Annotated in this window: 14 protein-coding genes, 1 tRNA gene and 1 pseudogene; 6 read left to right on the forward strand and 10 right to left on the reverse strand. The window is 33.2% G+C overall.

Features of this window, described 5'->3' with window-relative positions; all coding sequences use genetic code 11:
• From CSUIS19073_RS02470 to hemH, 5 genes are all read left to right on the forward strand, one after another.
• Positions 1–84 (forward strand): flagellin (locus CSUIS19073_RS02470; RefSeq protein WP_337214377.1); only part of this gene is annotated, 84 nt, incomplete at its 5' end.
• 466 nt (positions 85–550) lie between these two features.
• Positions 551–853, forward strand: a complete 303-nt coding sequence (locus tag CSUIS19073_RS02475) for a F0F1 ATP synthase subunit C (protein ID WP_086224097.1) — start codon at positions 551–553, stop codon at positions 851–853.
• Positions 854–890: 37 nt separating this feature from the next.
• Positions 891–975 (forward strand) — tRNA-Leu (locus tag CSUIS19073_RS02480).
• A 197-nt stretch (positions 976–1,172) separates the two neighbouring features.
• Entirely contained in the window at positions 1,173–3,194 is a 2,022-nt protein-coding gene (locus CSUIS19073_RS02485; RefSeq protein ID WP_086242275.1) for a hypothetical protein, read from the forward strand.
• A 50-nt stretch (positions 3,195–3,244) separates the two neighbouring features.
• Entirely contained in the window at positions 3,245–4,177 is a 933-nt protein-coding gene (hemH, locus tag CSUIS19073_RS02490) for a ferrochelatase (protein ID WP_086237267.1), read from the forward strand.
• On the opposite strand, the gene CSUIS19073_RS02495 is transcribed toward hemH, so the two are convergent.
• The 9 genes and pseudogenes from CSUIS19073_RS02495 to CSUIS19073_RS02530 all read right to left on the reverse strand — a co-directional run bounded on the left by CSUIS19073_RS02495 (position 4,174) and on the right by CSUIS19073_RS02530 (position 10,941).
• Positions 4,174–5,259 carry a CinA family protein gene (locus CSUIS19073_RS02495; RefSeq protein WP_086237266.1) on the reverse strand — a complete coding sequence of 362 codons (1,086 nt, stop codon included), beginning with the start codon at positions 5,257–5,259 and terminating at the stop codon, positions 4,174–4,176. The genes hemH and CSUIS19073_RS02495 overlap by 4 nt on opposite strands.
• A 9-nt stretch (positions 5,260–5,268) precedes the next feature.
• Positions 5,269–5,883 (reverse strand): hypothetical protein, encoded by a 615-nt coding sequence (locus CSUIS19073_RS02500; RefSeq protein WP_086237265.1) that lies wholly within the window; start codon positions 5,881–5,883, stop codon positions 5,269–5,271.
• 84 nt (positions 5,884–5,967) lie between these two features.
• Positions 5,968–6,291 carry a CZB domain-containing protein gene (locus tag CSUIS19073_RS08325; protein ID WP_438939238.1) on the reverse strand — a complete coding sequence of 108 codons (324 nt, stop codon included), beginning with the start codon at positions 6,289–6,291 and terminating at the stop codon, positions 5,968–5,970.
• Between the two features lie 117 nt (positions 6,292–6,408).
• Positions 6,409–6,648 (reverse strand): annotated as a pseudogene (locus tag CSUIS19073_RS08330) (methyl-accepting chemotaxis protein); the annotation flags it as partial.
• A 631-nt stretch (positions 6,649–7,279) separates the two neighbouring features.
• Positions 7,280–7,510 carry a YdcH family protein gene (locus CSUIS19073_RS02510; protein WP_086237263.1) on the reverse strand — a complete coding sequence of 77 codons (231 nt, stop codon included), beginning with the start codon at positions 7,508–7,510 and terminating at the stop codon, positions 7,280–7,282.
• A gap of 62 nt (positions 7,511–7,572) precedes the next feature.
• Positions 7,573–8,760, reverse strand: a complete 1,188-nt coding sequence (gene argJ, locus CSUIS19073_RS02515) for a bifunctional glutamate N-acetyltransferase/amino-acid acetyltransferase ArgJ (protein WP_086242274.1) — start codon at positions 8,758–8,760, stop codon at positions 7,573–7,575.
• Positions 8,753–9,883 (reverse strand): potassium channel family protein, encoded by a 1,131-nt coding sequence (locus CSUIS19073_RS02520; RefSeq protein WP_086237261.1) that lies wholly within the window; start codon positions 9,881–9,883, stop codon positions 8,753–8,755. Before CSUIS19073_RS02520 ends, argJ begins: the two co-directional genes overlap by 8 nt.
• An 18-nt stretch (positions 9,884–9,901) precedes the next feature.
• Complete coding sequence (rpmB, locus tag CSUIS19073_RS02525; protein ID WP_086237260.1) at positions 9,902–10,093, reverse strand: 50S ribosomal protein L28; 192 nt, start codon at positions 10,091–10,093, stop codon at positions 9,902–9,904.
• Positions 10,094–10,167: 74 nt separating this feature from the next.
• Positions 10,168–10,941 carry a MetQ/NlpA family ABC transporter substrate-binding protein gene (locus CSUIS19073_RS02530; RefSeq protein WP_086237259.1) on the reverse strand — a complete coding sequence of 258 codons (774 nt, stop codon included), beginning with the start codon at positions 10,939–10,941 and terminating at the stop codon, positions 10,168–10,170.
• Positions 10,942–11,019: 78 nt separating this feature from the next.
• Here CSUIS19073_RS02530 and thiD point away from each other — a divergent pair, with 78 nt between their 5' ends.
• Positions 11,020–11,799 carry a bifunctional hydroxymethylpyrimidine kinase/phosphomethylpyrimidine kinase gene (gene thiD / locus CSUIS19073_RS02535; RefSeq protein ID WP_086237258.1) on the forward strand — a complete coding sequence of 260 codons (780 nt, stop codon included), beginning with the start codon at positions 11,020–11,022 and terminating at the stop codon, positions 11,797–11,799.
• A 46-nt stretch (positions 11,800–11,845) separates the two neighbouring features.
• Here the strand turns inward: thiD and CSUIS19073_RS02540 are convergent, their stop codons facing one another.
• A complete protein-coding gene (locus CSUIS19073_RS02540) occupies positions 11,846–12,067 on the reverse strand; it encodes a hypothetical protein (RefSeq protein ID WP_086237257.1) in 222 nt (73 codons plus the stop codon).
• Positions 12,068–12,097: the final 30 nt, after the last annotated feature.

The raw sequence follows: 12,097 nt of genomic DNA on the forward strand, positions 1-12,097 counted from the left end.
TTTAATATCCTAGCTCAAAGTGGTAGCTATGCTATGAGCCAAGCTAATGCCGTCCAACAAAATATATTAAGATTGTTACAGTAAATTAAATTTTAAACTTCTATAAAAGCTGAGCTACGCTCAGATTTTATAAGGGGAACAACCCCACGAAGTGGGGACTTTAGGGGTTTCCAAAACCAGCGAATGCGACGGCTTTAGCCGAGGTTTCTGTGAAAGGCTCCCCCCCCCCTTTTTTTTTGGTCGCAAAGTGGAGCTTAGCTCCACTGCGAAGTAAAAAATAATACAAAACAACCATATAATTATTGATAACAAATATATTTTTATTAAATTGATTTTTTAATAATAAATATTTATTCAATGATTATGATAGTGCTTTATTAGAAATATTAATTTATGTTATGCTTTATTGCTAATTTAAGTAGAGTGATTTATGATTAAATGGATAAATTTATGAAAGATTAAACCAAATTTATATATAATTCCGAGTTTTGAATTTTAAGTAGGGATTTTATCCGAACTAGTTCAAACAATAATTTTTTAAGGAAATTTTATGAAAAAAATTCTTTTTCTACTTGTAGCCTTAACAGGCTTGGCATTTGGTGCTGATGGCGAACAAATCAAAGCATTCTCAGTTGTAGCTGCTGGTATCGGTCTTGGTGTGGCTGCTCTTGGTGGAGCTATCGGTATGGGTCATACTGCTGCTGCTACTATTTTAGGTACAGCTAGAAATCCAGGTCTTGGCGGAAAACTTCTTACTACAATGTTTATCGCTCTTGCGATGATTGAAGCACAAGTTATTTACGCACTTGTTATCGCTCTTATCGCACTTTATGCTAACCCATTTTTAGGTTAATTTTCAGCCCCTAAATGGGGCTTTTTAAATTTATTTTGCGATCATGGTGGAATGGTAGACACGCTATCTTGAGGGGGTAGTGCCGCTACGGTGTGCGAGTTCAAGTCTCGCTGATCGCACCATTGAAGTAAAATATGGCTTTTATCTAGTTTAATTTTTAATATTAGTTCATACTTTTTGAAAAATCTGTTTTTAAATATAATTATTTTCGAAATATATTGTTGATAAAATTTTATAAAATACTTAAAAATTTAGCTGTTTTAATTAATAAGCTAAATTTATCATTTAGTAGATATAATTTTAAAAGGTTAAGATAGAGATGAGAGTTATATTTTTATTTATTTTTTTCGTGATGAGTTTGGTGGCAGATTGTGATATATCCAAGGTTATTACCATAGAGCATAATGGTGACGATATTAATACATCAATTGTAAGTCAAAATACAAAAGAACATTATAAGATTAAATCAACCAAAATTGAAGCAAATAAGCAAGTTGCGATATCGATAACGGCGCAATTTGATACCTTAGTTAGCGTTAGTTTTGCTAGTGCCACAATGGCGAAATTTAGTTTTCAAATCTCAAATTCTAAGCAAAATAGCCATCTTATTTGTAATAATTCTTATTTAATCGATGGTTATGAGTATCAAGATATTAGGCTAAAAAGCGGTCAAAATCTATTAATAATCTTTGGTGTGGCTGATATCGGAGCTGATAAATATGAGTTTGAGTCTAATATTGTATTTGAGAGAGTTTTGTTAAATTCCAATCAAAATATAGATATTGGTTTTGGAGATATTTATACGCAGATTATTGGGCGTGAGTTTGATATTGAGTTTTATAGTAATGAGATGATAAGCGATCTTGAGATAAGGCTAAATAATGGTTATGAAATTTATAGATCTAGTAACTTTGATGGAGGGAAAATCAAAGCGATAATCCCAAATTTAGCTAATTTAAACTATAAAAATTTATATTTTTTAGCTAGATTTAAGGATCAAAAAGGTGCGCTAAGAGAGGTAAAATCGCAAAATTTCAATGCCAGAGTGGCTGAGTTTAAGCTAGAAAAAGTTTTGCAAAATCCAAAAGGCGGGGTGAAATATAAGGATTTTAGACTTCTTGCGCTTGATTATAGTGGTGCTAGGATTATTGGGTATAATGCTAGTTTTAGTGGAGATTTTATAAAGCACACTTTGTCAAGTTGCTTAGCAAATATGGCTGATGAGACTATAGAATTTAGCGGTGGGGTAGGCGAGATTAGAACAGATCAAGATGGATTTGTCTATCCTGATATGGGGGTGGCTAGGCTTGAATTTGCTGATTTTGATAATAGCGATAAGGGTCGTGATGCTTGTTTGATAAATAGCTTTACAAATGAGCCAAATAAAGATGGTAAAATCGGCTGCTATACTAAAATCGCTCAAGATATTGGATATTTTGATTATGATAAAATCGCTCATATAAAGAGCGATTTTCACTCTAAATTTGGATTATTTGGCGTAGTTGAAGTTAATATTACTCAAGCTCAATATGATGATTTTATGGGAGTTGAGGCTGGGCTGGAGTTTGAAGCTAAGCTATTTGATAATAGCACGGCTAAGCTTTTTAGTGCTAATTGCTACGCTAATAGTGTAAGCTTTAGCAATTATAGTAAGCTAATTATGAGCGCCCCAAATGAGCCAAAAGATCAAAACGGAATTTATCAAAGCGGTATTAATACCTATATTATCAGTAAAAATAGCTTTAAAAATGGCGTTGGTAAGGGTCTTGTAAAGCTATCATTGCCAAGAGATAGAGCACAAAATCCTTATAAAATCACACCAAATGATATAGATACAAATTTAACAATAAAATCAAATTTAGATCAAAATAAAAATTATAGCTATCTATATTATGCTAAGGCGTATGGTCAAAAGCTAACTCAAGCAACGAGCTATCCGCATATGGCTAATATTTATTTTGCTATTTATTGTGATAATGAGTGTCAAAATATAGCTAGAAATAGCGGCGAATATAGCCCTATTTTAGATAATAATATGAGCGTTATACCTGAGCTAAAAGAGCATTTTATCTTTAAAGATTTTAACGCTTCAAGCAAGATTGTGGAGTTAAAATCTAGTCTAAATTCTCCTAGCGATGTGATTGGTGGGGTGATGGATGTGCAAGTAGATAATGAGCAAAAGATTGAGTTTGAGATTAAAAATACGCATTTTTATGGCAGTGATTTTATTTTGGTTAGATTATTTAGGGATACTTCTTGGGTTGGGGTGGGGGATTATGGCGAGGTGATGGGGATGCAAAAAGGTCAAAAAATTCGCTATAATCGTGCCATTGAGTGGTAAATATTAATTATTTTGAAATACAATTACTTAAATTTAGCCAAAGGATAGTAATGAAAAAAGTTGTGATTTTACTAAATATGGGGGGCGTAGATGAGCTAAGCCAAGTCAAGGTATTTTTGACAAATATGTTTAATGATCCATATATTTTAGGGATTAAAAATCGTTATTTAAGGGCTTTTGTGGCATGGATAATAACAATGATGAGATTAAAACCAGCTACACAAAATTATATTAAACTAGGCGGAAAGTCCGCTCTAGGCGATATCACACGCTCATTAATAAATAAGCTAAATACTAAATTTGGCTCAGATAGCTTGGTTTTTGATTATGCTATGAATTACACTCCGCCTTTTGCTATTGATACTTTATCTAAGTATAAAGATGCTGATGAGATAGTGCTATTTCCGCTATACCCACACCATTCAGCAACGACAATTACTTCTAGTTTAGAAGGGGCAAATAAGGCGATTAAACAGCTTGGGATTGGCGCTAAAGTGAGAGTTATAGATCATTTTTATAGTAATATTGAATTTAATAATATCATATCCTATCATATCTCTAAATGTTTGGGTGATGATGATGCTAGTAAGATTGATTTGATATTTTCAGCTCACTCACTTCCGCAAAAGATTATTGATAATGGGGATTTGTATGAGAGGCATTTAAAGGGGCATTTGGAGATTTTAAAGGATATTTTAAGCAAAGATGGAATGAAATTTAAAAGCTTAACTTTAGCATATCAGTCTCGCCTTGGGCCTGTGAAGTGGCTAGAGCCAAATTTAAGCGAAGTATTGCCAAATTTAACTAGCAAAAGAGCGATGATATATCCAATTAGTTTTTGTATTGATAATTCTGAGACTGATTTTGAGCTAGCAATTGAGTATAAGCATATCGCAGATGAGAATAAATTTGAGTATTACAAGGTAGTTAAAGCCCCAAATGATAGCGATGAATTTGCTAATTTCATCGCTAATAATATTTAGTTTAACTCTGGATAGGTGCGCAGTAACAGCGTGTAGGCGTGTAGGACGCTTTGAGCTCTTATGTAGTCTCTATCGCCACTTAGTAGTAGTCTAGATGAGATAGTGCCGCTAGTGGAAGCAACTGCTATAAATACCGTTCCTACGGGCTTTTGCTCACTACCACCATCTGGTCCAGCTATCCCGCTAATAGCAATGGCATAATCAGCACCATTTAGCTTCATAGCGCCGTTTGCCATCGCTTCTACGCATTGAGCGCTAACGGCTCCAAAGTTATCTAATATCTTGTTATCGACCTTTATCCAGTGGTTTTTAATCTTATTTGAGTATGTTACAAGTGAGCCATCAAAAATAGCGCTAACCCCAGGAGTATTGCCAAGTGTCGCAGCACACATTCCAGCGGTACAAGACTCTGCAAATGTTATTTTTTTATTATTTTGGATTAGCTTTTTAGCGATAAATTCAACTATATTGTCTGAAGGAATAATTTTACCGATAAATAAATTTGCCACACTATCAATAAAGCTATCTATATGGCCGTATTTGCTGGTGCTAACCTTAATTTTAGTTAAGCCATCTATGACTTGAGTAAGGGCGATATTGACATTATAAGTGGTGGTAAGTGGCTCTAGCAGTATTTGAGCGCTCTCTTTATCAATATCAATTATATGAAATATTTTTGAGTTGTGGTTATCTTGGGTGAGAATTTCTGGTAATTCTTTGGTTGGCTCAGCTTTGATTAAGTTTATTTTGGAGTTATTTATATCTATTAAGAAGCTATTTTTGCTAAATTTAACTACTTGAGATGGCATAAGCGTGTCAGATTTAAGCTCTATTGTATCAGTTGTAAGCGTGGCTAGGATTCTACTAAGCGTATAAAATCCATTTTCATTAGCACATATTGTTATATTATCATAATTTTTAGTGGCATTTTCTATATAAAATGGTAGCTCTTTGTTATTATTTTGTATGTATTTTATAGAGGCAAGTGAGTCAAATTTCTTTTTATAGCAAGAGAAAAAATAGTCTAAAAATGGGTGATTTATCTGTAAATCTTCACCTAGAATTATAATTAAATTTTTCATATCGACCCTTTAGTAGTTGATTTTAAATTTAGTATAAAAATTATCGCTACTTTGAGTATTATAAAGCGATAAATCTATATGTATATTTTTATAAATTTGGGTATTTATGTAGTAATTTGCATTGTATTTGCTGCTATCATCTTGGTAGAGTAGGGTGCCAATTTTGGTGTTTTTAAATATTTGAGCACTAATATTAGATGAGTGCGTACATGTGGTTTCGCTCTTAATATCATATATTGTGTTTATGGAGTTGGTGAATGTGAATATGTTTAAATTTAGATTATGCGATGCTGAATATATACCATATAAATTATAATCTTTATCATTTTTATTTAGCGTTTGGGTTATATTAAAACTAATATCTTTTGTAGTCCAGTGGTTAAATTTAAGCGATTCAATATCAATAAAATCAATATTGTTTAGCCCATTGTTGTCTTTATTATTAAGGGTGTAATGCGATGTTAATATTTTGAATTTTTGTGTATTTAAGTTTTTAATCATATCATCATTTAAATTTACTGGCGAAAGTGAGAGCTTAGTGCTATCCCTATCTATTTGCTCGCTACTAAGCTCAAAGCTATTTAAGAGCATATAGAATAAAGAAAGTAGGATAATTACTCTCAAATTTAATCCTTAATTTTAAATATTTTAATAAATTTAAAACCTTAACGATATGGCGTAAGAGAGCTTTATACTCTCTTATGGATACTAATTTGTAGATCTAGACTTAGATAGTATCATCGCGTCAAATATATCAAATAGCTTGAGTGAATACTCTTCTGAAGTTTTAAATTCTTTAACAATCATTGAAGCATTGCTGGTGAAATCTTTACCCGCAAGGCTGATGGCAGAATTGATATATTTATGAACCATACTATGAGGCTCAAGTATTTGACCAAATTCAGGAAGATTGCCAAATATAGCCTTACCGCGATCTTCGCACCATTTGCCAAGACGACACATTGTGTGATCTGGCATTTGCTCATAATTTTTAGTATAGATTTGGTTATATCCATTTGTTTTAAATAGCATATGATCGATCTTAATAAGGCTTGTAAATATATCATATGAAATTAATTTAGCATTATCTTCTATATCTTTTGTATTGCTTATTAGTAGATCAAATTTGGTTATAAAGCCTTCGATATGTTTATTTGATTCGATTGAAATATTCTCTACTTCTTCGCTTTGAGCAAACATATCGCTAGCATTTTGTTTTAATAGATTTATATTCATCTCTACTTCTGCTGTGGCTTTTTGTGTTCTTTCAGCTAGTTTTCTTACCTCATCTGCGACAACAGCAAATCCTCTACCATGCTCTCCAGCTCTAGCTGCTTCAATGGCGGCATTGAGCGCTAGAAGGTTTGTTTGGTCCGATATATCTTTAATTAGGTTGATTACATTTGTGATCTCATCGACACTTTTGTGTAGATTTTCAGCTGCTATGCGAGTTTTATTACTTGAGCTTGTAATCTCATTTAGAGAGTCGATTAGCTTATTGCTAGATTGGCTTAGTTCAGCTATGTTATTTAGATTGAATTCGATTTTATCGATAGAGGCACGAGATAGCTCTAAATTCTTTTCAATGCCAGATTGGATATTTTTTGAATTTGCTTTGACACCTTCAATCATATTTTTGGCTATTTCAGTTATTATTTCGCACTCTTTTAGGTTGCTTTGAGAAGATGATAGCTCCTTTATTTCAGCACGAAGTTTGCTATTTTCAGCATTTCTTGCTTCTAGCTCTTTTTTTAGAGCGACGATTTGTTCCTCATAATGAGAGATTTTTTTAGATGAACTAAACATATATTTTCCTTTTTAAATATTAACTATATCCAAACTTATATAATTTACAAGCCAAGATAAATAATTTGATTTTTCTATTCATTATTATATTATAAAAAGATTTAAATATAGATAAAAAATTGAATTTGAATGAAGTAATATTATGATAAGAGAAATTAAGTATATTATTTATTAAAATTTTTTATAGGTAACTTTGGGCTTTAAGCCCAAAAATTTACTCACTCTCTTTTGATTTTTTGTATTCCATTAAAATGTGATAAGCTTCATCTTTGAGTCTTAATTTCTCTTTTTTAAGAGTTTCTAGCTCAAATTGATCCATATGCTCACGACCCTCTTCTACATCTAAAATTTTTTGGTCTAAGTCATTGTGTTTGCTAAATACAGCATCAAAGTGGGCGTTTTTGCCTTTTAATTCTGTGATTAGATCTCTATATTCATGTAGCATTTATACTCCTTTTGAATTTAAAATTTCGACATTATACAAAAAAGATACTTAAAACAAGCCAACTATGATCTATAATCAGCATTGATTTTTACATATGTATGCCCTAAATCGCATCCATAAGCGGTAAATTCGCCATTGCCAATACCTAAATCACAAGTGATATGGTAGCTATCTTGTTGCATTACTTTGTGTGCTTTTTGCTCTCTAATTTCATCAAGTTCAGGATGATCTATATCATAGACTAGCACATCATCATAGTGTATAATAAGCTTGTTAGCATCACAACTAACTCCGCTAGCACCTATTGTAGAGGCGATTCTACCCCAGTTTGGATCCTCGCCAAAAATTGCCGTTTTGACTAGGAGCGAATTTGAAAGAGCTTTTGCGGCTTTGATGGCTTCATCGGTATTTAAAGCACCTTTAACCTTAAAAGCTACAACCTTAGTGCTACCTTCACCATCTTTTACCAAATTTAATGCCATTTCTAAGGTTATTTTATCAAGTGCGAATTTAAAAGCCTCTTTATCATATACGCCACTTTTGGCTGAGCTAAGTAGCATTAGAGTATCATTAGTGCTAGTATCGCCATCAACGCTAATGGCATCAAAGCTATTTTTAGTAGTGGAATTTAGTAGTTCATCCATATCATCTTGAGGGATATTAGCATCAGTAAGAATGAAGCAAAGCATGGTAGCAAATGCTGGATTTATCATACCTGCACCCTTACAAATAGCAGCGATATTAAAGCTTTTATTATTATCTAGTTCAACTCTAAAAGCAATCTCTTTTTTAAAGCTATCAGTTGTCATAATTGCCCTAGCAACGCCATCGCTATCTCTTTGGTTTAGATTAAATTTATCAAATCCTAATTTTATCTTCTCTTGATTTAATCTATAGCCAATTACGCCAGTGGAACTCATAATAGGATTTATTAGATGGGTTTTAGAGTTTAGAGTTTTAAATATCTCATCAATATCATTTACGCCATTTTGTCCTGTCATGGCGTTGGCATTTTTGGAATTTAGTAGTAAGAAATTTGATTTAAAAGCCTTTGGATAGCGTTTGAAATGAAGAATCGGTGCGGCTTGAAATTTATTTGATGTAAATTTAGCCGAGAGCATAAACGGCTCATTTGACCTTATAAATCCCAAATCATTATCGCCATTTGCCTTTAGTCCAGTGCTAACACCGCCAAAGAAAAATCCGTCTACATTCTCAAGGCCATTTTTAAGGCTTATTAGATTAAACATATTTTAACTCCTCTGGTTTGTATTTGCTAAAGATTAGGCGTTTTGTAGATCTAATACTCTCAGCTGTGCCGATAACTAGGAGCTTTGAGCCAGTTCCGATTAGCGTATCGCCATTTGGCATTGGGCTAAATTTACCATTTTGATCTGTTATACCTACAATATCAGCATTTGTTAATTTTCTCAAATGCGTCTCTTTGATCCGCTTAAACCTAATCCAAGAAGCCTCTGGAACCTTGATCTCTTCTATGTCTATTGGGGAATTTTTCTTATACAAAAATTGCTCTAGTATATTCTCCATATCTGGTCGCACACTTATAGCAGATATTCTTTGTGCTACTAGCTTAGATGGGCTTACGACAGAGTCAGCACCTAGCTTGATGAGTTTATCAGTATCGCTATCATTATCTGAGTTTGTCATAATGAAATATGGCTTTACTCTACCAAGCTCTTTTTCATATAATCTAACAGTGGCTATCAAAGCGATATTATCGGCAATATTTGGGCTAAGGGTGATTAATCCTTTAGCGCTTGAGAGATGAGATTTTAAAATAGCTGATTGTGTGTGTGGCTCATCAATTATGTAGTATGGATATTTGTATGTTTCAGCTATTTGAGCTAAATTCTCATTGCTATCTATAACCACAAATGGAATATGATTTTCTCTAAACTGCCTTGATAGCTCAATAGTATAGAGATTGTGGTAGCAGATAACGAAGTGATTTTTAAGTCTTGCGATCTTATATATCATGCTTCTCTCCTTTAATATCCTAGTTAAAACACCTTTTTTGACAACTTCAATTATAAGACCCAAAGAGAATGTAAATAATCCAAATCCTATGAGTATAAATAATATGGTAAAAAGGCGTCCGGCGGTATTTATATGTGAAACTTCGGTAAAGCCAACTGTAGTAAATGTCATTCCAGCTTGATATATTGCATCAACAAGCGTAAATCCAGTAGTAATCATATAGCCAAGTGTGCCAAATAGCATCATTAAAACTACAAAGATAATTGGAAGACGAAAGGCTTTTAATTGTTGGTATAATTCTGTATTTAAATCATATTCAGGTTTGGACTCATCGGCCCAATTGAGGAATTTTTTAATCTTTTTTATCAAAGACATAAATCCCTCTTTATATGGTTATTTTGATTGTTTTTTCATTGTTCTTAAAGTAGAAGCTGCGACTTTAATTTTTCTAGTTGTGCCATCTTCTAGTGTTACTCTTACAGTGCGAAGGTTTGGCATAAATCTTCTTTTTGTTTTGTTGTTAGCGTGGCTTACATTGTTTCCGACCATAGGGCCTTTGCCAGTAATTGCACATTTTTTTGACATTTTATATCCTTAGTTTATAAAAATTTGGGGTTAATTATATCTAAAATAACCCCAAAATTAGCTTAAAAACAAATTTAGAATGCTGGAACTATAGAGCCTTTATATTTGTTGGCTATAAAATCTTTAACAGCTTGACTTTGAAGTGCTTTTCCAAGAGCTTTTATCTCATCTTTATCTTGATTGCCATCTTTAACAACTAAGATATTTACATATGGGCTCTCCTTAGATTCTATAATCAAAGCATCTTGAGTAGGATTTAAATTAGCATTCATTGCAAAATTTGTATTTATAACTGCGATATCAACATCGTTTAAAGTGCGTGGCAAAGTGGCCGCTTCTATCTCTTTAAATTTTAGATTTTTAGGGTTTTTGGTAATATCTAACGGGGTGCGTAATTGTGCGTTTGGATCTAACTCAATTAACTTAGCAGAAGCTAACACATCTAGGGCACGGCTCTCATTTGTAGGGTCGTTTGGAATGCTTACTATAGCGCCGTTTTTTAGCTCATTTATGGATTTTATCTTTTTGCTATATACTCCCATTGGCTCTAAATGCACGCCAATAGTTTTTACTAGATGAGTGCCTTTATTTTTGTTAAATTCATTTAAATAAGGGATATGTTGGAAGAAATTAGCATCTAGATCGCCATCTTCAACGGCAATATTTGGGATAACATAATCATTAAATATTTTAATCTCTAAATTTATTCCAGATTTTTTTAGCTCTGGTGCGATGAATTCGAGTATCTCAGCGTGTGGAACTGGAGTGGCGCCAACTTTTAGAGTTTGTGCAAAAGCAGAGGTGATAAGCCCAGCAGCGACTATACTTAAAGCTAGTAGTTTTTTCATATTTTATCCTTAAGTGTTAAATTTGATCTGCTATTATACAAAATAGATTATAAATTTAAAATAATAAGGAAAAATATAATGAAAAAAGTGCTATCCATAGCAGGTTCTGATCCATCTGGTGGGGCTGGAATTCAAGCTGATATTAAAACCATAACCGCCCATAAGCTTTATGCGATGGCTGTTATAGTCTCCTTGACTGCACAAAATACAAAAGAAGTAAGCGGGGTTTTTGATTGTCCAATTGAGTTTATTAAAGCACAGATGGATTCTGTATTAAGCGATATTACTCCAGATTCAATCAAGCTAGGAATGCTTTCAAATTCCAATATAATGCGTATAATAGCAAAGGCGTTAAGGCAATATGATTGTAAAAATATAGTTTTAGACCCAGTGATGGTAGCTACAAGCGGTACTAGGCTCATGGATAAAGACGCTTTAAATGTTTATATTGATGAGCTTTTTGGTATGGCAAAAATCGTAACGCCAAATTTACCCGAGGCTAGTATATTAAGTGGTATAAAGATAAAAAATATAGATGATATGGAGCGAGCAGCTATCAAGATTAGTAGCTATGGGTGCGATAGTGTGCTTATCAAAGGTGGGCATTTTTCTAGTGATGCTACTGATTTGCTCTATAAAGATGGAGAAATCAGCCTATTTCATGCTACTAGAATAGATACTAAAAATACCCATGGCACGGGATGTACTCTCTCATCTGCTATTGCGTGTAATATCGCTAATGGATTAAGTATAGAAGATTCAATCCAAAAAGCAAAAGATTATGTAAGAAATGCTATTAATAGTAATCTATCCATAGGGCATGGAAATGGACCGATCAATCACTGCTGGAATTTATAAATTTAGTTTAAAGAGATTTTATCAAGAGGCTAAAGCCCCTTGATGATTAAGCGTATATATCTAATCTACCGGCTTTAGCCGCTTCATTTTGAACAAATTGCGTAGGATTAGTAACCGCTAAAGGTGCGTTGCTAGCTGGTGTTTGCATATTTGCACCGACTATGCCATTTAGGATATTACTCATCGCAGTTTTCTCTACATCCATTGATTTTTTAAGCGCCATAGTGCTTGCTGCTAATTGGGCATCGGCATTTACACTTGATACCATATCAAACTCCTTGATTTATTTATAAATAAA

It is taken from the genome of Campylobacter sp. RM19073 (assembly GCF_024723495.1).
GTDB lineage: Bacteria > Campylobacterota > Campylobacteria > Campylobacterales > Campylobacteraceae > Campylobacter > Campylobacter porcelli.

Coding starts and splice junctions, on each gene's coding strand:
- CSUIS19073_RS02475 (WP_086224097.1), top strand. CDS start 551: ATGAAAAAAATTCTTTTTCTACTTGTAGCCTTAACAGGCTTGGCATTT.
- CSUIS19073_RS02485 (WP_086242275.1), top strand. CDS start 1,173: ATGAGAGTTATATTTTTATTTATTTTTTTCGTGATGAGTTTGGTGGCA.
- CSUIS19073_RS02540 (WP_086237257.1), bottom strand. CDS start 12,067: ATGGTATCAAGTGTAAATGCCGATGCCCAATTAGCAGCAAGCACTATG.
- hemH (WP_086237267.1), top strand. CDS start 3,245: ATGAAAAAAGTTGTGATTTTACTAAATATGGGGGGCGTAGATGAGCTA.
- argJ (WP_086242274.1), bottom strand. CDS start 8,760: ATGTTTAATCTAATAAGCCTTAAAAATGGCCTTGAGAATGTAGACGGA.
- CSUIS19073_RS02520 (WP_086237261.1), bottom strand. CDS start 9,883: ATGTCTTTGATAAAAAAGATTAAAAAATTCCTCAATTGGGCCGATGAG.
- CSUIS19073_RS02530 (WP_086237259.1), bottom strand. CDS start 10,941: ATGAAAAAACTACTAGCTTTAAGTATAGTCGCTGCTGGGCTTATCACC.
- thiD (WP_086237258.1), top strand. CDS start 11,020: ATGAAAAAAGTGCTATCCATAGCAGGTTCTGATCCATCTGGTGGGGCT.
- CSUIS19073_RS02510 (WP_086237263.1), bottom strand. CDS start 7,510: ATGCTACATGAATATAGAGATCTAATCACAGAATTAAAAGGCAAAAAC.
- rpmB (WP_086237260.1), bottom strand. CDS start 10,093: ATGTCAAAAAAATGTGCAATTACTGGCAAAGGCCCTATGGTCGGAAAC.
- CSUIS19073_RS08325 (WP_438939238.1), bottom strand. CDS start 6,291: ATGCTATTTAAAACAAATGGATATAACCAAATCTATACTAAAAATTAT.
- CSUIS19073_RS02495 (WP_086237266.1), bottom strand. CDS start 5,259: ATGAAAAATTTAATTATAATTCTAGGTGAAGATTTACAGATAAATCAC.